The following is a 16,563-nucleotide window of genomic DNA, read 5'->3' on the forward strand; positions in this document are numbered from 1 at the left end:
GCGCCGCGTTCATGGCTTGGCCTCCGCGCCCGCGGCGGCCTGGCCGCTTTCCTTCAGGGCCTTGGTGACCTCGGGCGGCATGTACTTCTCGTCGTGCTTGGCCAGCACTTCATCGGCCACCACCACACCTTCACCATTGAGCTTGCCCAGGGCAACGATGCCCTGCCCTTCACGGAACAGGTCGGGGAGGATGCCGCGGTAGGTGATCGGCACCGACTTGCTGAAGTCAGTGACCACGAAGCGCACGTCGAGCGAGTCAGCCGAGCGCTGCACCGAACCTTTTTCGACCATGCCGCCAGCCCGAATACGGGTATCCAGGGGGGCTTCGCCATTGGCGATCTGAGTCGGCGTGTAGAACAGGTTGATGTTCTGCTGCAATGCGCTCAGGGCAAAGCCGACGGCAACCCCGACACCGACCAGCAGGCCGGCGATGAGCAAAAGGCGTTTCTTGCGCTGCGGATTCACTGGTTGTTCTCCCGGCGCAAGCGGCGCGCCTCATCTTGCAGGTAGCGACGGCGGGCCAGCAGTGGGGTGGCGACGTTCAGCGCCAATACCGCCAGGCAAATGCCATAGGCCGTCCACACGTACAGGCCGTGGTGGCCCATGGCGAGGAAATCACCGAACGAGGCGAAACTCATTGCGCGGCCCTCCGCCCCAGGCTGTTCAACACTTCCTCCTTGACCCAGCTGGCGCGTGCCTCGCGCTTGAGCACCTCAAGGCGCATGCGCAACAACAGCACCACGCCGAAGAAGCAGTAGAAGCCCAGTGCCGTGCACAGCAGCGGCAGCCACATCTCGGCGGGCATCGCAGGCTTTTCGGTGAGGGTGAAGGTGGCGCCCTGGTGCAGGGTGTTCCACCACTCCACCGAGTACTTGATGATCGGTATGTTGATCACCCCGACGATGGCCAGCACCGCGCAGGCCTTGGCCGCGCTGTCACGATTACTGATTGCCTGGCCCAGCGCAATAATGCCGAAGTACAAGAACAGCAGGATCAGCATCGACGTCAGCCGCGCATCCCACACCCACCAGCTACCCCAGGTCGGCTTGCCCCAGATGGCGCCGGTGACCAGCGCCACGGCGGTCATCCAGGCGCCGATGGGCGCGGCGCATTGCAGGGCGACGTCGGCCAGTTTCATCTTCCACACCAGGCCCACCACCCCGGCCACCGCCAGCAGCACGTAGCACGATTGCGCCAGCATCGCCGCCGGCACATGGATGTAGATGATGCGGAAACTATTGCCCTGTTGGTAATCCTGGGGCGCGAACGCCAGGCCCCAGGTGACGCCCACCAGCAACAGCACGATGGCGCAGACCGTCAGCCATGGCAGCATGCGGCCGCTGATGGCATAGAACCATTTGGGAGAACCGAGTTTGTGGAACCACGTCCAACTCATTTTCATCAGGGTACATCCAGGGTATTAGCCGGGCTTGAGAGCCCAGGACTCGTTATTCGCCGACGCTGATCTTCAGGCCGGCCGCTATCGCAAAGGGTGCCAGTGTCACCGCCAGGGCCGTGAGGCTGGCAAGCCAGAGCAGGTGGCCAGTGGCGGGCATATTCTGCAACGCCGCCTGCAACGCACCACTGCCCAGGATCAATACAGGGATATACAACGGCAGAATCAGCAACGCCAGCAGCAACCCACCACGTTTGAGACCGACCGTCAGCGCCGCACCCACTGCACCCAACAGGCTCAGTACCGGCGTGCCCAGCAGCAAGGAGGCGAGCAGCACCGGCAGGCAATGGCTCGGCAACCCCAGCATCAGCGCCAGCAGTGGCGCCAACAATACCAGCGCCAGGCCGGAAAAGATCCAGTGCGCCAGCACCTTGGCCAGCACCAGCAACGCCAGTGGATGCGGCGACAGCACCCATTGCTCCAGCGAGCCATCCTCGAAATCGCTGCGGAACAGGCCGTCCAGCGATAACAGCACGGCCAGCAAGGCCGCAACCCACACCAGGCCAGGTGACAAGGTTTGCAACAATTGGCTTTCAGGGCCGACCGCCAGCGGGAACAGGGCAACGACGATGGCGAAGAACACCAGCGGGTTGGCCAGTTCTGCGGGGCGGCGGAACAACAGACGCGCTTCGCGGCGCAGCAACAGGATGAATACGCTCATGCTGCCCATTGCCCCAGGTTCAGTTCACGGTAGCCCGACGGCTTGCGTTCAAGGCTGTGGTGGGTGGTCAGCACCACCGTGCCACCCTGCTCGCAATGCGCCGCCAAGTGCGCTTCTAGCTGCGCCACACCTTGCTTGTCGAGGGCGGTGAACGGTTCGTCGAGAATCCACAAGGGCGGGCTGTCCAGGTACAGCCGGGCCAGGGCTACACGGCGCTGCTGGCCGGCCGACAAGGTATGGCACGGCACGTCTTCGAAGCCGCTCAGGCCGACTGCCGCCAGCGCCGCCCAGATGCGCTCGGCGCTGGCGGGCTGGTGCAGGGCACAGAGCCAGGTGAGGTTCTCCTCGGCGGTGAGCAGGTCTTTGATGCCCGCAGCGTGGCCGATCCACAGCAGGATGCTGGCCAAGGCATGGCGCTGCTCGGCCAACGGCTTGCCGCCCAGCAGGATCTGCCCGGCGGTCGGCTGCATCAACCCAGCCAACAGGCGCAGCAAGCTGGTCTTGCCGCTGCCGTTGGGGCCGCTGATCTGCAGCATGTCGCCGGGCCGCAGCTCGAAATCGAGCTGCTCGAACAGCAGGCGCCAGTCGCGCTCGCAGGCCAGGCCTGCGGCTTGGAGATGAAGGGTCACGGTTTCGCCTTATCCAGTTTACGGCTCAAGTCGCCCCCCTCGCTGCCGTTATACTGGCAGTGGCGGGCGGGCGGCATTATTACATGCACGGCCTCGCTGCCAAGAGGCGGGTTCGACAGGTTGTATACAATCATGACTGAAATCAATAGTCTCGGCGCACAAACCGCGATCAGCGCCCAGGCCATCAAGGCGGGCATGACCGGCGAACTGCTGCGCCTGACCCAAGCACAGCCCGGCTTGCTCGCCCCTGGCGAAACGGCGCAAGCCGAGGTCGTGTCGCTACGCCAGCTGGGCCGGGAGTTCCAGGTCGTGCTGCGGCTGATCCAGGCCAACGGCGCCCAGACCCAATTGCAGGCCAGCGCCAGCCAGCCGTTACCCCCCGGTAGCCAAGTCACCGTCAGCCAGACCGAGGGCAATCGCCTGGCGATCATGCTGCAACAGGCCAGCGCCAGCAACATCGCCACCCTCACCCGCCTGGACACGGCCAAGGTGCCGGTCGGTACCCTGCTGCAAGGCAAGGTCCTGACCAACCAGCCCATCCTACAAGCGCCGGGCCAGACAGCCGGTTACCGGGCACTGGTGAGCCTGCTCAACAGCGCGCAGGCCGGTGCCACCCTGACCATCGACAGCCCGCGCCCGCTGCCCGTAGGCAGCCTGCTCAGCGCGCGGGTGCAAGGCGACCAGTCGCTGCAATTCGTGCCGCTCAGCGGCCGGCAAGACCAGCTCAGCATCGCCCAGCAACTGCTCACCCAGCAAAATCGCCAGGCCTCGTTAACCGGCCTGCTCAGTGCATTGCAGCAGGTCGCCCGCGACCCCGGCGCCGACGGTAGCCTGCGCAGCAGTGCCGAGCGTTTGCTGGCCGGGCTGCCGGACGTGCGCCAGCTCGGCGATGCCAAAGCCGTCGCCCAGGCCCTGAGCAACAGCGGTACCTTCCTCGAAGCGAAGCTGCTGGGTGGCTTCCCCGCCAGCGTGGCCACTGATCTCAAGGCCCACCTGCTCAGGTTGATCACCCAGGCCTCGGTCACCGCGCCCGGTGCACCGGCCCTGATGCCAAGCACCTTGGCCCTGACCCTGCCGGCCCTCGCCCGTGGCGCCCTGGGCATGCTCGACCGGGTCAGCCCGAAACCACAGCCAGGGGCGTTTCCGCTGCCTTCGCGGCTACTCAAGGCCATGGAAGACGAAGGCGACCTGCAACAGTTGCTGCGCCTGGCCGCGGCGGCCGTTTCACGCCTGCAGAGCCATGCCATGAGCAGCCTGCAGCAGAGCGGCAACCTTGAAAACGGCAACCTGCAGACCACTTGGCAGACTGAAGTGCCGATCCGCCATGGCCAGGAGTTCATCCCGCTGCAGGTCAAGCTGCAACGCGAAGAAACGCCGCGACAGCAAGCTGACCGCCAGCACCAAGAGCATGACCCGCTACAAGCGCTGTGGCGTATCGAGTTGGCCTTCGACCTCGCTCCGCTTGGCCCTTTGCAAGTGCAGGCACAACTGAGCCAGGGCCGCCTGAACGGGCAACTGTGGGCAGAACAGGAACAGACCGCGCGGCTGATCGACAGCCAGCTCGGCACCCTGCGCGAGCGCCTGCTGGCCAGGGGCCTGGACGTCGGCGACCTGGAATGCCACCCCGGCACCCCACCCCAAGGCCCCCGCACGCGGGTCGAACAACGCTGGGTGGACGAAAACGCATGAGTGGCAAAACACCGCGCCAGGCCATTGCCCTGAGCTACGACGGCCAACAGGCCCCCACGCTCAGCGCCAAGGGCGACGATGCCCTGGCCGAAGCCATTCTTGAACTTGCCCGCCAACACGAGGTGCCGATCTACGAAAACGCCGAGCTGGTAAGCCTGCTGGCACGGCTGGAGCTGGGCGAGCAGATACCCGAGGCGCTGTACCTGACCATTGCCGAAATCATTGCCTTTGCCTGGCAGTTGCGCGGCAAGGTGCCCGTTGGGTTCAGCGACGTACCGGCCGGCGAACGGGACATCACCCCCAACCCCGCTCGCCTGCCGTTTGGCAACAGCATCGAGTAACGCAGCAGCAGCTACCACCACCTGCCAGGCGAGGTGCCAGCCTCGCCACGCCAGCCATAGCACTATGTAGCCCCCACACGCACAACCCATCGCCATCCTGCGCTTCTCATTCCCCCAGGAACACAGCATGCACCCCATCCCCCTTTCCAACCTCAGCCTGGTGCGTCAGGCACTGCAGGACTTCCCTCGCCCCGATACCCTGGCCGTGGAACTGCTGAGCGGTTGGCTGCGCCAACACGGCATCACCGATTCGCCACTACTGATCGATGTGGTGACCCTTCACTACCAGGCTGCGCCTCGCGCCGACAGCCACACTGGCGCTGCGGACAATGCCGTCATTACCCAAAGAATGAACCTGGTCGAGGCATTGCTGGCCAACTGGCAAGGTGAAACCGCAGCCGGCTATGGCGGTTTCCATTACGGCAACTGGGCAGGGCTGCCACCGGCTGGTCAAGTGATATTGGTCGACCGCCTGGTACCGCTGAGTATGTTGTCCAATGCCGCGCCCTACCTTGTCTTCAACGGCCTCTACCGACGCACCCAACCCAGCCGCTACGCACCGGACAACTGCCTGCCGATTCGCGCCGAGAATTTCCAGAGCTTTCTGTGGAACCTGCATTTTCACAACAGTTTCAAGGCCCGCCTGGATACCTATTGGGACAAGCGACAAGGGCACTATCAGCGCGCACTGAAGATTGCCTTCATCGCCGCCTGCAACAAGCAGGTGTTGCTCAACAGCCTGTCCGGGCCTGGCCGCCAACTGCTGTGGGAGGCGGCGCAGTTGATCGCCCGCAGCAACGCGCGGTTAAGCATGCTCAATATCTACGGCTACATTTCCACTAGCATCGTGCAGATCCGTCACGCCAGCCAGCCGTTGGTAGTGCTGTACTTGCCTGGCAATGCTTCGCCTTTCCATGAGTTCGCCGACTCTTCGGCGATGAAGCGCTGGCTGGCCAGGCAATGCCAGGACGTCGCCAAACGCGATGCACTGATGGCCTGTTTCGCCCGTACCGACTGGCCGGACGGCCTCGATTTCAGCGGCCTGCGCACCGCACTGACAGGCCTGGGCCTTTACCCCAAAGCGCACCGCCTGAGCCATGACCATCCAGGCTTTGCCACCAGTGGCTTCTGGGACCCGCAATACATTATCGATTTTCGCCCCGACAAGTACGACAGCACCCTGGAGGGCGACCTGTTCACCCACCTGACCTTGCTGCAAAAGCGCCGTGCCTACGCCGATGCCGATAGCCAGATCACCAGCAACCATGCCGTCAACAAGGCCAAATGGGCCAACTACCTGAACCTTGCCACCAACCTGCTGCTACCCCTGATGGTGGTACTGCCCGAACTGGCCCCGTTGCTGGTAGCTGGCGGCCTGGCGCAGTTCAGCCTGGGTCTGGATGCCGCCATCAATGGCAAGACCCCCGAGGCAAAGGCACAAGGCGTGACAGACCAGGTGTTCGGCCTGTTCAATGCCCTACCCACCGGCACTGGCCAGGCGGTCAGGTACGCCGAGGTATTTCGCACGACCCGCCCAGGCTTCTTCCGTTCCCAACTGTTGGACACCTTGTTCAATGCCCGCGTCGGTGCGGCACCGCTGCTGGAGCAAACGGCACTGGAGCCCGCTGAACTGGCGTTCCGCGAGCCGTCGGTACAGGCGTCGACCCATGCCGCCGTGGTGACCACGGTCGAGGAAAACCTTCGGCACCGTTTCGCCGCCTGGCTCAGCACCCGACAAGGCCTGGTCAACGAATGGGTTCAATACGAATTCGCCACCAACTGCTTCATCCGCACCCGGGATGCAAAGTTGATCAGCCCGCCGCGCTGGGCGCTGGGCACCGAAGGCGACCCTGCTTTGGTGCTGTCATCAAGCCAGAGCAGGGCCACCCCCACCCACCCCCAGCGCATGGCCACGCTGCGCGCCTTGGGCATCAATATCGAGCTGCCGATCGACTACGAGCCTTACAACGGCCTGCAGCGCATGCCGCTGCCCAAGGTAGTCAGCAGTATCTGGGTGGGCGACCAGCCCTTGCAGGGCGAATACCTCGAGGCGCTGGTGCATAACGCACAGGTGATACGCAGCAGCGGCTATCGCTTCCAGATCCTGCTGTCGCGGCAAAACAACGCAGCCTACCTGCACAATCTGAAAACCCTGCGCGCGCGGAGTGAAAGCGCCCTGCTCATGCCCCTCGAAGACCAAGAGTTTTACCAGCATTTCACCCTGTCGCCCTACTACCCACAGTATCGCGCCGCCCTTGACGGCAACCAGGGTCAGGGGCGCAACTTTGCCTCGGCCTGCGACATCCTGCGCTACCGACTGCTCGAACACTACGGTGGCCTGTACCTGGATGCCGATGACCGCTTGCTGGCGGCGAGCGGCGCGGATGGCACCGCGCCGCTGGCCAGGCTCCAACTCAAGACCACAAGGGATGGCCTGCTGTTGTCACCGCCTGTTTCCAACGACCAGTTGGGCATGTACATCCAGTTCAACAGCAGCATGATCGGCAGCCACCCAGGCAATCCAAACCTGAGTGCCATCTCGGACGAAATCCTTCGCCGCTACCAGCTGGTGCCCGACTTCTATGCCAGCCGGCCGGACGCGCGCCTGGCGCCGCTACCTTTCCAGGCCTATGCAAGGCGGCTCAACCTGTTGACCGGCCCAGGCGTGCTCAACCATGTAATCGACGAGCGCCTGCCCTGGCTCAAGCAACTGCGCGAGCTCTGCACCCTGATGGTATCGCCGCTGTACGACCTCCATGCGACCCTGGAGTTGAGCGAGCTTCATCGGGTCATCCGTGACCATGTACCGCTGGATCAGGTAGCCGAGATGGGCCACGCCCACAGTTGGCAAGGCCCGTAAACTGGCCAATCACCGGGGCAGTGCAGCGCCGTACTACTCGCTGCGGTGCAGCTTGCTCATCAACTCCGCCTCGGCCCGGGTCAGGCCGCAGGTTTCAGTCAGCTCCGACACACTTGCGCCCATGCCGACCAGCTTGGCCGCCTGGCTGAAGGTGACGCTGCTGGGGTCGCGCTGCTCCAGGCGTTCCAGCCGGTCAGGCAGGGTGGCCAGGGTTTCGCGCAGGTCATGGATGGCCTCACCCATGCGCACCGTACCGTTCTGGTAGTCGTCCAGGCGCTTGCTCAGGTCTTTGATGCGTTGATCGCGCAGGGCATCGCCCTCGGCCTGTTGCGCGGCCAGCTCGCGCTGGCGCTTGCTGTGGTTGAGGAACATCCACAAGCTGAGCGCCCACAGCAGCGCCAGGAAGATGACAGCAACCTCGAAGATCAACTCAGATGTTCTCAAGCTCGGACCACTCTTCCTCGGTCATCATCTTGTCCAGCTCGACCAGTATCAGCAGTTCGCCGTTCTTGTTGCACACGCCCTGGATGAACTTGGCCGACTCTTCGTTACCCACGTTCGGCGCCGTCTCGATCTCGGACTGACGCAGGTAGACCACCTCGGCGACGCTATCGACCAGGATGCCGACCACTTGCTTGTCCGCCTCGATGATGACGATACGGGTGTTGTCGGTCACCTCGGTCGGCATCAGGCCAAAACGCTGGCGGGTGTCGATCACTGTCACCACGTTGCCGCGCAGGTTGATGATGCCCAGCACATAGCTCGGTGCGCCCGGTACCGGGGCGATCTCGGTGTAGCGCAGCACTTCCTGCACCTGCATGACATTGATCCCGTAGGACTCGTTGTCCAGACGGAAGGTTACCCACTGCAGAATCGGATCTTCGGAACCTTGTGCAGACGACTTTTTCATTCCCCTACCCCTTAAAGTCCGCCATAGGCGGTGTGTGCGGTGTCATTTGTGTTTGGCGTGCATCTGCTTGACCGCGCCACTGGCGATCAGCTCGGCCAGTTCGGCGACGTCGAGCAGGGCACACATGTGTTCGATCACCGTGCCGGCCAGCCACGGGCGTTGGCCCCGCTGGCTGCGCCACTTGATCTCGGACGGGTCCAGGCGCAATGAGCGGCTGACCTGGTGCACGGCCAGCCCCCATTCGTAGCCCTGCACGGAAATCACATACTGCAGGCCCTGGCGGAAGTCGTCACGGTAGCGGTCGGGCATCACCCAGCGCGCGGTGTCGAGGACTTTGAGGTTGCCGGCCTGGCAGGTCAGGATGCCGAGAAACCAGTCAGGTTGGCCGAACAGCGGCGTCAGTTCCTGGCCGGCCAGGTTGTAAATCGAGCCCAGGCATACCAAGGGCACCGCCAGGGACAAGCCGGCGACATCGAACAGCAGGCACTCGAACGGCTCCGCCGCCCAGGCCGGGCGACCGTCGATGCTTGCCGGGGGCACCGGCAGGTTCGGCGCGGGCAGGTGCACATCCACCAACGGCACTGCCGGTTCCACGCTCTGTTCTTCGGTCAGGACCGGGATGCTGGCCTCGGCCAGCACTTCGCTCTCGACTACCGTGACCACCGGTTCTTCCACCGGCAGCACGCTGGGCAACACCTTCAGCCGCGGCTCGGCAAAGGGCCGCTGCGCGACAGCGGCGGGCTGCGCTGGCTGGCGTGCTTCAGGTGCCTGTTCCACGCGCACCGCATCGGCGACGTCTGCCGCCGGCTCGATCAGATCGTCGGCCTCAGTGGCCTCCTGCAACAGGCCATCGAGGTAGGATTGCAGGGCCATCTGCGGCCGCGTGCCGGTTTGCCGAGTCTGGGTCATCAGGCCACCTGCACTGCGTTTTTGTAAGTGAGCAAGTGCTTGAGCAGCGCCCGGTAGGCAATCAGGCCACGGCTCTTGCCATCGAACTGCGACGGCGTGACGCCCTTGCGGCTGGCATCGCGCAAGCGGGTATCGACCGGGATGTAACCCTGCCAGACATTCTGCTCATAGGTGTCGCGCAACAGTTTGAGCGTGCCCAGGGAAGCCTGAGTACGGCGGTCGAACAGGGTCGGCACGATCTGGTAAGGCAAGGCCTGTTTACGCGAACGGTTGACCATGGCCAAGGTCCCAACCATGCGCTCCAGGCCCTTCACCGCCAGGAACTCGGTCTGTACCGGTATCACCAGCTGCTGGCTCGCGGCCAGGGCATTGACCATCAGCACGCCAAGCAAGGGTGGGCTGTCGATCAAGGCGAAGTCGAAGTCCTGCCACAGCTGCGCCAGACTCTTGGCGATCACCAGGCCCAGGCCGTTCTTGCCCGGCGACTGGCGCTCCAGCACCGCCAGCGCGGTGCTCGAAGGCAGCAGCGAGATACGCTCATCACTGGTCGGCAACAGCAACTGCCCAGGCAAACCCTCGGGCACGCTGCCCTGGTGCAGGAACAGATCATAGCAGCTGTGCTCCAGCGCATCGGGGTTGTGCCCGAAGTAACTGGTCATCGAACCGTGCGGGTCGAGGTCGACGACGACCACGCGCTTGCCCGCCTCAGCCAGCAGCCCAGCCAGGGCGATGGTCGTGGTGGTCTTGCCGACGCCACCTTTTTGATTGGCTACTGCCCAGACTCTCATCGTTCGTTGCTTCCTCCCGGTGTGGCCGCCTGCCCTGCCGGGAACGGTATGGTATTCGGTGACGGAGAATTGACGAGTTACTGCCCCGCCGCCATTGCTGGCGTAGCCGGTGCACTTTGTGTGCCAGCCCGGCGCAACGCGGCATCTGGCGTGGCATTGGCGCTGCCAGAGCCGGTCAGGCTGCGGCGCACTTCGAGGTTACGGGAAATCACCAGTACCACGCGGCGGTTGCGGGCACGGCCTTCGGCACTGTCGTTGCTGGCGACCGGCTGGTACTCGCCATAGCCCACCGATGCCATGCGCGCCGGGTTCACCCCTTCCATGGCCAGCAAGCGGACGATGCTGGCCGCCCGTGCCGACGACAACTCCCAGTTGGTCGGGTACTGCGCGGTGCGAATCGGCAGGTTGTCGGTAAAACCTTCGACATGCACCGGGTTGGCGAACGGCTTGAGGATGTTCGCCACCTTCTCGATGATCGCGAAGGCCTTGTCGCTAGGCATGGCATCGCCGCTGCCGAACAGCAGCGAGGAGTTGAGCTCGATTTCGATCCACAGCTCATTGCCGCGTACGGTCATCTGGTCGGTCTTGATCAGGTCGCCAAAGGCGTCGCGCACATCGTCACTGATGGTCTTCAGCGGGTCGACATTGGTTTGCGCAAGACCCGCCTCGGTCTGCTCGCTTTCCCTCACCAAAGGCTCGGCCGGGCGCACGCTCAGGGGTTGCTCATCCCCGACCGGGATCGGCTTCATGCTCCGTTCAGGGTCGTTGAACACCCCGATCAAGGCCTGCGAGATGACCTTGTACTTGCCCTCGTTGATCGAGGAAATCGAATACATGACCACGAAAAACGCGAACAGCAAGGTGATGAAGTCGGCGTACGACACCAGCCAGCGTTCGTGATTCTCGTGTTCCTCGGTATGACGACGGCGACGCATGGGTTACTCCATGAAGCCTTGCAGCTTCAGTTCGATCGAGCGCGGGTTCTCACCCTCGGCAATCGACAACAGGCCTTCGAGCAGCATCTCGCGGTAGCGCGACTGGCGCATGACGATGGCCTTCAGCTTGTTGGCGATCGGCAACAGGATCAGGTTGGCGCTGGCCACACCGTAGATGGTGGCGACGAACGCCACGGCGATGCCGTTACCCAACTGCGACGGGTCGGCCAGGTTGCCCATGACATGGATCAGGCCCATGACCGCACCGATGATGCCGATGGTTGGCGCATAGCCGCCCATGCTCTCGAACACCTTGGCAGCCTGGATATCACGGCCCTCCTGGGTCAGGAAGTCGACTTCAAGGATGCTGCGGATGGCTTCTGGCTCGGCGCCGTCGACCAGCAGTTGCAAGCCCTTGCGCGCATACGGGTCGGGCTCGGCATCGGCCACCCCTTCCAGGCCCAGCAGGCCTTCCTTGCGCGCCGTCAGGCTCCAGCTGACCACCCGATCGATACCACCGGCCAAGTCGACGCGGGGCGGAAAGAGGATCCAGCGCAGGATCTGCAAGGCCCGCTTGAAAGCCGGCAATGGCGACTGCAGCAAGGCCGCCGCCAAGGTACCGCCCAACACGATCAAACCCGCCGGGCCGTTGATCAGCGCGCCGACATGCCCGCCTTCGAGGAAGTTGCCGCCGACAATCGCGACGAACGCCAGAATCAGGCCAATCAGGCTTAGCACATCCATCAGACGCAGGCCTCGACCAGGTGCTTGCCGATCTCGTCCAGGCTGTACACCGCGTCGGCCAGGTTAGCCTTGACGATGGCCATGGGCATGCCATAGATCACGCAGCTGGCTTCATCCTGGGCCCACACGGTACTGCCACCCTGCTTGAGCAGGCGCGCGCCTTCACGACCATCGGCGCCCATGCCGGTCAGCACCACCGACAGCACCTTGTCGCCGTACGACTTGGCCGCCGAGCCGAAAGTGATGTCCACGCACGGCTTGTAGTTCAGGCGCTCGTCGCCGGGCAGGATCTTCACCGTGCCGCGGCCATCGATCATCATCTGCTTGCCACCTGGGGCCAGCAGCGCCAGGCCTGGGCGCAGCACGTCACCGTCCTCGGCTTCCTTCACGCTGATCTTGCACAGCTTGTCCAGGCGCTCGGCAAAGGCCTTGGTAAAGGCCGCCGGCATGTGCTGGATCAGCACGATTGGCGCCGGGAAGTTGGCAGGCAGTTGCGTCAGTACCCGCTGCAGCGCCACCGGGCCACCCGTGGAGGTACCGATGGCCACCAGTTTGTAGGGTTTGCGCTTGGGTGCCGGGGCATGTGCCGCTGGCGCTGCCGCCGCGCGCACCGGCGCGGCAGTGCGCACCGGTGCGGGGCTGGCGAAGCTGCTGGTTGGCGCAGCGCTGCTCGCGGCGGCCGGTGCGGCGGCTGGCGCGGGGCTGTAGCTGCCGAAACGGCGGTTGCTGCGCGACAGGGTGTGCACCTTCTCGCACAGCAGTTGCTTGACCTTCTCCGGGTTGCGCGAGATGTCCTCGAAGTTCTTCGGCAGGTAATCCACCGCACCGGCATCCAGTGCGTCCAGGGTCACCCGGGCACCTTCGTGGGTCAGCGAAGAGAACATCAGTACCGGCGTCGGGCAGCGCTGCATGATGTGCCGCACCGCCGTGATGCCATCCATCATGGGCATCTCGTAGTCCATGGTGATGACATCGGGCTTGAGCGCCAGCGCCTGGTCGATTGCTTCCTTGCCATTGGTCGCGGTACCCACTACCTGGATCGTCGGGTCCGCCGAGAGGATTTCCGAGACGCGGCGGCGGAAGAAACCGGAATCATCCACCACCAGGACCTTGACTGCCATAAACACTCCATTAGGCGGCGCAACCCGCCAGGGTGCGCCACCGAAATCAAATACGCCGCGCGGCGTAACGCTTGAGCATGCTCGGGACGTCGAGGATCAACGCGATGCGACCGTCGCCGGTGATAGTGGCCCCGGACATGCCCGGCGTGCCCTGCAGCATCTTGCCCAGCGGCTTGATTACCACTTCTTCCTGGCCCACCAGTTGATCGACGACAAAGCCAATGCGTTGGGTACCAACCGAGAGGATCACCACGTGGCCCTCATGCTGCTCTTCGTGCACCTGGCCCTGCACCAGCCAGCGCTTGAGGTAGAACAGTGGCAGCGCCTTGTCGCGCACGATCACCACTTCCTGGCCATCGACCACATTGGTGCGCGACAGGTCGAGGTGGAAGATCTCGTTGACGTTGACCAGCGGGAAGGCGAAGGCCTGGTTGGCCAGCATCACCATCAGGGTCGGCATGATCGCCAGGGTCAGCGGCACCTTGATGACGATCTTCGAACCCTGGCCCTTGGCCGAGTAGATGTTGATCGAGCCATTGAGCTGGGAAATCTTGGTCTTCACCACATCCATGCCGACACCACGGCCGGACACGTCGGAAATCTCGGTCTTGGTCGAGAAGCCCGGGGCGAAGATCAGGTTGTAGCAGTCCGACTCGCTCAGACGCTCAGCGGCGTCCTTGTCCATCAGGCCCTTCTCCACGGCCTTGGCGCGCAGGATGTTGGGGTCCATGCCCTTGCCGTCATCGGAGATCGACAGCAGGATATGGTCGCCTTCCTGCTCGGCTGACAACACCACCCGGCCGGTCCGCGCCTTGCCGGACGCTTCACGCTCGTCGGGCATTTCCACGCCATGGTCGACCGCGTTGCGCACCAAGTGCACCAGCGGGTCAGCCAGGGCCTCGACGAGGTTCTTGTCGAGGTCGGTCTCTTCACCGACCAGCTCCAGGTTGATCTCTTTCTTGAGTTGGCGGGCCAGGTCGCGAACCAGACGCGGGAAGCGGCCGAAGACTTTCTTGATCGGCTGCATGCGGGTCTTCATGACCGCGGTCTGCAGGTCGGCAGTGACCACGTCGAGGTTCGACACGGCCTTGGACATGGCCTCGTCGCCGCTGTTCAGGCCCAGGCGGACCAAGCGGTTACGCACCAGCACCAGTTCGCCGACCATGTTCATGATCTCGTCCAGGCGCGCGGTGTCGACGCGCACGGTGGTTTCTGCCTCGCTGACGGCATGCTTTTCTGCCGCAGGGGCCGGTGCCCGTGGTGCAGGCGCAGGCTTGCTGACAGGCGCCGGTGCGGGCTTGGCCACTGGCTTGCTTTCGACCTTGGCAGCGACAGGCGCTTCGACCGCGACGGCGTCGCCAGAGAACTTGCCCTTGCCGTGCAACTGGTCGAGCAAGGCTTCGAATTCGTGCTCGCTGATAGCGTCACTGGCCGTGGCGGCCGGTGCAGTGCTCACGGGCGCAACTGCAGCGGCGGCGGGCAAGGCGTCGGCCTGGAACGTGCCCTTGCCATGCAGTTGATCGAGCAACGACTCGAACTCTTCATCGGTGATTTCGTCGCTGACCGGCGCCGGGGCGCTGGCCACTGGCTCAGCGACGACTTCGGCGCTGAACTGGCCTTTGCCATGCAACTGGTCGAGCAGCGATTCGAACTCGGCGTCGGTGATCTCGTCACTGGCGCCGCTGACGCTCTCGCCTTGCAACTGCTCATCGGCAGCGGCCTGGGCCTTGACCGCGTCGAGCGAGTCGAGCAGCTGCTCGAATTCGCTGTCGGTGATGTCCGGCTCTTCGGCAGGCGCTGCGGCCAGCGGTTCAGCGGCCGCAGGCTCGGCAGCGGCGACTTCGTCAGCAGCGGCAGGCTCGGCCAGGCGCGACAACGCGGCCAGCAGCTCCGGGGTGGCCGGGATGACTTCGCTGCGCTCGCGGACCTGGCCAAACATGTTGTTGACCGTGTCCAGCGCTTCAAGCACCACGTCCATCAACTCGGCGTCGACCCGGCGCTCACCTTTGCGCAGGATGTCGAACACGTTCTCGGCGATATGGCAGCACTCCACCAGCTCGTTGAGCTGGAGGAAGCCGGCGCCCCCTTTTACAGTGTGGAAACCGCGAAAAATGGCATTGAGCAGGTCGGCATCATCCGGTCGGCTTTCCAGCTCGACCAATTGCTCGGACAGTTGCTCAAGAATTTCGCCGGCTTCTACCAGGAAATCCTGAAGGATTTCTTCATCGGCGCCGAAGCTCATTAAACGTGCTCCTTAAAAACCCAGACTGGACAGCAGATCATCGACATCGTCCTGACCGGACACGACGTCTTCACGCTTATCGGCATGAATCTGCGGACCTTCACCCCGAGTCGGATGTTTTTCTTGATCTTTTTCAGCGCGAAGCTGCTGGTGGTCATGTTCGATGCCGGCAAAACGGTCGACCTGACTGGCCATCAGCACGAGCTTGAGCAGGTTGCTTTCCACCTCGGTGACCAACGCGGTGACCCGCTTGATCACCTGGCCGGTCAGGTCTTGGTAGTCCTGAGCCAGCAGAATGTCGTTGAGGTGGCCGGAAACCTTGCGGTTGCCTTCGGCACTGTGCGTCAGGAAACTGTCGACCCGCTTGACCAGGTCACGGAATTCTGGCGCAGCGACTTCGCGGCGCATGAAGCGCTGCCAGTCCACGCTCAGGGCCTTGGCCTCACCTGCCAGGTCGTTGAGCACCGGCGTGCTTTCCTCGACCAGGTCCATGGTGCGGTTGGCCGCACCCTCGGTCAGCTTGACCACATAGGACAGGCGCTCGGTGGCGTCGGTGATCTGCGAGACTTCCTCGGCCTGCGGCATGTTCGGGTCGATCTGGAAGCTGACGATGGCGCTGTGCAGCTCTCGGGTCAGCTTGCCGACTTCCTGGTACAGGCCACGGTCGCGGGTCTGGTTCAGCTGATGAATCAGCTGCACCGCCTCGCCGAAGCGACCCCGCTCCAGGCTCTCGACCAATTCCTGGGCATGTTTCTTCAGGGTCGTTTCGAACTCCCCCAAAGACGTTTGTGATGAATCCATGGCGCGCCCCCTGACGTGACTCAGCCGTTGACGCGTTCGAAGATCTTCTCGATCTTTTCTTTGAGCACCTGAGCGGTGAACGGCTTGACCACGTAACCATTGACGCCGGCCTGGGCCGCTTCGATGATCTGGTCGCGCTTGGCTTCGGCGGTCACCATCAGTACCGGCATGGTTTTCAGCTTCTCGCTGGCGCGGACTTTACGCAGCAGGTCGATACCGGACATGCCCGGCATGTTCCAGTCGGTCACCAGGAAGTCGTAGTGGCCGTTTTCCAGCATCGGCAACGCCGTGGTGCCGTCATCGGCTTCGTCGGTATTGGTGAAGCCCAGATCACGTAGCAGGTTCTTGATGATCCGCCGCATCGTCGAAAAGTCGTCAACGATGAGGATTTTCATGTTCTTGTCCAATTAGACCTCCAAGCAGTCTCAAACGCGCTCGGCCCCCGAGCACGCATTCATTCAATTCGGCACAACGTGA

General features: G+C 63.5%; 18 protein-coding genes. 3 read left to right on the top strand and 15 right to left on the bottom strand.

The features are described from left to right. Nucleotides 1–9: 9 nt before the first annotated feature. From ccmE to ccmA, 5 genes are read right to left on the bottom strand one after another with little or no spacing between them, the layout of a single operon-like run. Nucleotides 10–465, bottom strand: a complete 456-nt coding sequence (ccmE, locus tag PC358_RS10665) for a cytochrome c maturation protein CcmE (protein ID WP_033699429.1) — start codon at nucleotides 463–465, stop codon at nucleotides 10–12. Continuing rightward, complete coding sequence (gene ccmD / locus PC358_RS10670; protein ID WP_033699430.1) at nucleotides 462–638, bottom strand: heme exporter protein CcmD; 177 nt, start codon at nucleotides 636–638, stop codon at nucleotides 462–464. Before ccmD ends, ccmE begins: the two co-directional genes overlap by 4 nt. Further along, the gene (locus tag PC358_RS10675; RefSeq protein ID WP_033699432.1) at nucleotides 635–1,402 is read right to left on the bottom strand and encodes a heme ABC transporter permease; all 768 of its coding nucleotides are present in this window, start codon (nucleotides 1,400–1,402) and stop codon (nucleotides 635–637) included. The genes ccmD and PC358_RS10675 overlap by 4 nt, the downstream gene beginning before the upstream one ends. A 46-nt stretch (nucleotides 1,403–1,448) precedes the next feature. After that, on the bottom strand, nucleotides 1,449–2,117 hold the full coding sequence (gene ccmB, locus PC358_RS10680; protein WP_027592998.1) for a heme exporter protein CcmB: 669 nt from the start codon (nucleotides 2,115–2,117) through the stop codon (nucleotides 1,449–1,451). Continuing rightward, entirely contained in the window at nucleotides 2,114–2,746 is a 633-nt protein-coding gene (gene ccmA / locus PC358_RS10685; RefSeq protein ID WP_033699433.1) for a cytochrome c biogenesis heme-transporting ATPase CcmA, read from the bottom strand. The genes ccmB and ccmA overlap by 4 nt, the downstream gene beginning before the upstream one ends. Before the next feature lie 132 nt (nucleotides 2,747–2,878). Between ccmA and fliK the strand changes: the two genes are divergently transcribed. The 3 genes from fliK (at nucleotide 2,879) to PC358_RS10700 (ending at nucleotide 7,636) form a co-directional block, all read left to right on the top strand. Next, nucleotides 2,879–4,435 carry a flagellar hook-length control protein FliK gene (gene fliK, locus PC358_RS10690; protein ID WP_033699434.1) on the top strand — a complete coding sequence of 519 codons (1,557 nt, stop codon included), beginning with the start codon at nucleotides 2,879–2,881 and terminating at the stop codon, nucleotides 4,433–4,435. Further along, the gene (locus PC358_RS10695) at nucleotides 4,432–4,776 is read left to right on the top strand and encodes an EscU/YscU/HrcU family type III secretion system export apparatus switch protein (protein ID WP_033699435.1); all 345 of its coding nucleotides are present in this window, start codon (nucleotides 4,432–4,434) and stop codon (nucleotides 4,774–4,776) included. The genes fliK and PC358_RS10695 overlap by 4 nt, the downstream gene beginning before the upstream one ends. Before the next feature lie 127 nt (nucleotides 4,777–4,903). Continuing rightward, nucleotides 4,904–7,636 carry a dermonecrotic toxin domain-containing protein gene (locus PC358_RS10700; RefSeq protein ID WP_033699436.1) on the top strand — a complete coding sequence of 911 codons (2,733 nt, stop codon included), beginning with the start codon at nucleotides 4,904–4,906 and terminating at the stop codon, nucleotides 7,634–7,636. Between the two features lie 33 nt (nucleotides 7,637–7,669). Here the strand turns inward: PC358_RS10700 and PC358_RS10705 are convergent, their stop codons facing one another. The 10 genes from PC358_RS10705 to PC358_RS10750 all read right to left on the bottom strand — a co-directional run bounded on the left by PC358_RS10705 (nucleotide 7,670) and on the right by PC358_RS10750 (nucleotide 16,481). Next, nucleotides 7,670–8,065 (bottom strand): DUF2802 domain-containing protein, encoded by a 396-nt coding sequence (locus tag PC358_RS10705; protein WP_033699438.1) that lies wholly within the window; start codon nucleotides 8,063–8,065, stop codon nucleotides 7,670–7,672. A 1-nt stretch (nucleotide 8,066) separates the two neighbouring features. Then, a complete protein-coding gene (locus PC358_RS10710; protein ID WP_003254393.1) occupies nucleotides 8,067–8,546 on the bottom strand; it encodes a chemotaxis protein CheW in 480 nt (159 codons plus the stop codon). Nucleotides 8,547–8,588: 42 nt separating this feature from the next. Then, the gene (locus PC358_RS10715) at nucleotides 8,589–9,455 is read right to left on the bottom strand and encodes a CheW domain-containing protein (RefSeq protein WP_033699439.1); all 867 of its coding nucleotides are present in this window, start codon (nucleotides 9,453–9,455) and stop codon (nucleotides 8,589–8,591) included. Next, on the bottom strand, nucleotides 9,455–10,243 hold the full coding sequence (locus tag PC358_RS10720; protein ID WP_033699440.1) for a ParA family protein: 789 nt from the start codon (nucleotides 10,241–10,243) through the stop codon (nucleotides 9,455–9,457). The genes PC358_RS10715 and PC358_RS10720 overlap by 1 nt, the downstream gene beginning before the upstream one ends. A 77-nt stretch (nucleotides 10,244–10,320) precedes the next feature. Then, complete coding sequence (gene motD, locus PC358_RS10725) at nucleotides 10,321–11,178, bottom strand: flagellar motor protein MotD (protein WP_033699441.1); 858 nt, start codon at nucleotides 11,176–11,178, stop codon at nucleotides 10,321–10,323. A gap of 3 nt (nucleotides 11,179–11,181) precedes the next feature. Further along, a complete protein-coding gene (locus PC358_RS10730) occupies nucleotides 11,182–11,922 on the bottom strand; it encodes a flagellar motor protein (protein WP_033699443.1) in 741 nt (246 codons plus the stop codon). Beyond that, entirely contained in the window at nucleotides 11,922–13,043 is a 1,122-nt protein-coding gene (locus PC358_RS10735) for a protein-glutamate methylesterase/protein-glutamine glutaminase (protein ID WP_033699445.1), read from the bottom strand. The genes PC358_RS10730 and PC358_RS10735 overlap by 1 nt, the downstream gene beginning before the upstream one ends. Before the next feature lie 46 nt (nucleotides 13,044–13,089). Continuing rightward, the gene (locus tag PC358_RS10740; protein WP_033699446.1) at nucleotides 13,090–15,285 is read right to left on the bottom strand and encodes a chemotaxis protein CheA; all 2,196 of its coding nucleotides are present in this window, start codon (nucleotides 15,283–15,285) and stop codon (nucleotides 13,090–13,092) included. A gap of 12 nt (nucleotides 15,286–15,297) precedes the next feature. Continuing rightward, nucleotides 15,298–16,086 carry a protein phosphatase CheZ gene (locus PC358_RS10745; RefSeq protein WP_033699448.1) on the bottom strand — a complete coding sequence of 263 codons (789 nt, stop codon included), beginning with the start codon at nucleotides 16,084–16,086 and terminating at the stop codon, nucleotides 15,298–15,300. 20 nt (nucleotides 16,087–16,106) lie between these two features. Then, entirely contained in the window at nucleotides 16,107–16,481 is a 375-nt protein-coding gene (locus tag PC358_RS10750) for a chemotaxis response regulator CheY (RefSeq protein ID WP_077068541.1), read from the bottom strand. Between the last annotated feature and the right edge of the window lie 82 nt (nucleotides 16,482–16,563).

This window comes from Pseudomonas capeferrum (genome assembly GCF_000731675.1).
Lineage (GTDB): Bacteria > Pseudomonadota > Gammaproteobacteria > Pseudomonadales > Pseudomonadaceae > Aquipseudomonas > Aquipseudomonas capeferrum.

Coding starts and splice junctions, on each gene's coding strand:
- PC358_RS10720 (WP_033699440.1), bottom strand. CDS start 10,243: ATGAGAGTCTGGGCAGTAGCCAATCAAAAAGGTGGCGTCGGCAAGACC.
- PC358_RS10700 (WP_033699436.1), top strand. CDS start 4,904: ATGCACCCCATCCCCCTTTCCAACCTCAGCCTGGTGCGTCAGGCACTG.
- motD (WP_033699441.1), bottom strand. CDS start 11,178: ATGCGTCGCCGTCGTCATACCGAGGAACACGAGAATCACGAACGCTGG.
- PC358_RS10735 (WP_033699445.1), bottom strand. CDS start 13,043: ATGGCAGTCAAGGTCCTGGTGGTGGATGATTCCGGTTTCTTCCGCCGC.
- fliK (WP_033699434.1), top strand. CDS start 2,879: ATGACTGAAATCAATAGTCTCGGCGCACAAACCGCGATCAGCGCCCAG.
- PC358_RS10675 (WP_033699432.1), bottom strand. CDS start 1,402: ATGAAAATGAGTTGGACGTGGTTCCACAAACTCGGTTCTCCCAAATGG.
- PC358_RS10710 (WP_003254393.1), bottom strand. CDS start 8,546: ATGAAAAAGTCGTCTGCACAAGGTTCCGAAGATCCGATTCTGCAGTGG.
- PC358_RS10750 (WP_077068541.1), bottom strand. CDS start 16,481: ATGAAAATCCTCATCGTTGACGACTTTTCGACGATGCGGCGGATCATC.
- PC358_RS10730 (WP_033699443.1), bottom strand. CDS start 11,922: ATGGATGTGCTAAGCCTGATTGGCCTGATTCTGGCGTTCGTCGCGATT.
- PC358_RS10745 (WP_033699448.1), bottom strand. CDS start 16,086: ATGGATTCATCACAAACGTCTTTGGGGGAGTTCGAAACGACCCTGAAG.
- PC358_RS10695 (WP_033699435.1), top strand. CDS start 4,432: ATGAGTGGCAAAACACCGCGCCAGGCCATTGCCCTGAGCTACGACGGC.
- PC358_RS10740 (WP_033699446.1), bottom strand. CDS start 15,285: ATGAGCTTCGGCGCCGATGAAGAAATCCTTCAGGATTTCCTGGTAGAA.
- PC358_RS10715 (WP_033699439.1), bottom strand. CDS start 9,455: ATGACCCAGACTCGGCAAACCGGCACGCGGCCGCAGATGGCCCTGCAA.
- ccmB (WP_027592998.1), bottom strand. CDS start 2,117: ATGAGCGTATTCATCCTGTTGCTGCGCCGCGAAGCGCGTCTGTTGTTC.
- ccmD (WP_033699430.1), bottom strand. CDS start 638: ATGAGTTTCGCCTCGTTCGGTGATTTCCTCGCCATGGGCCACCACGGC.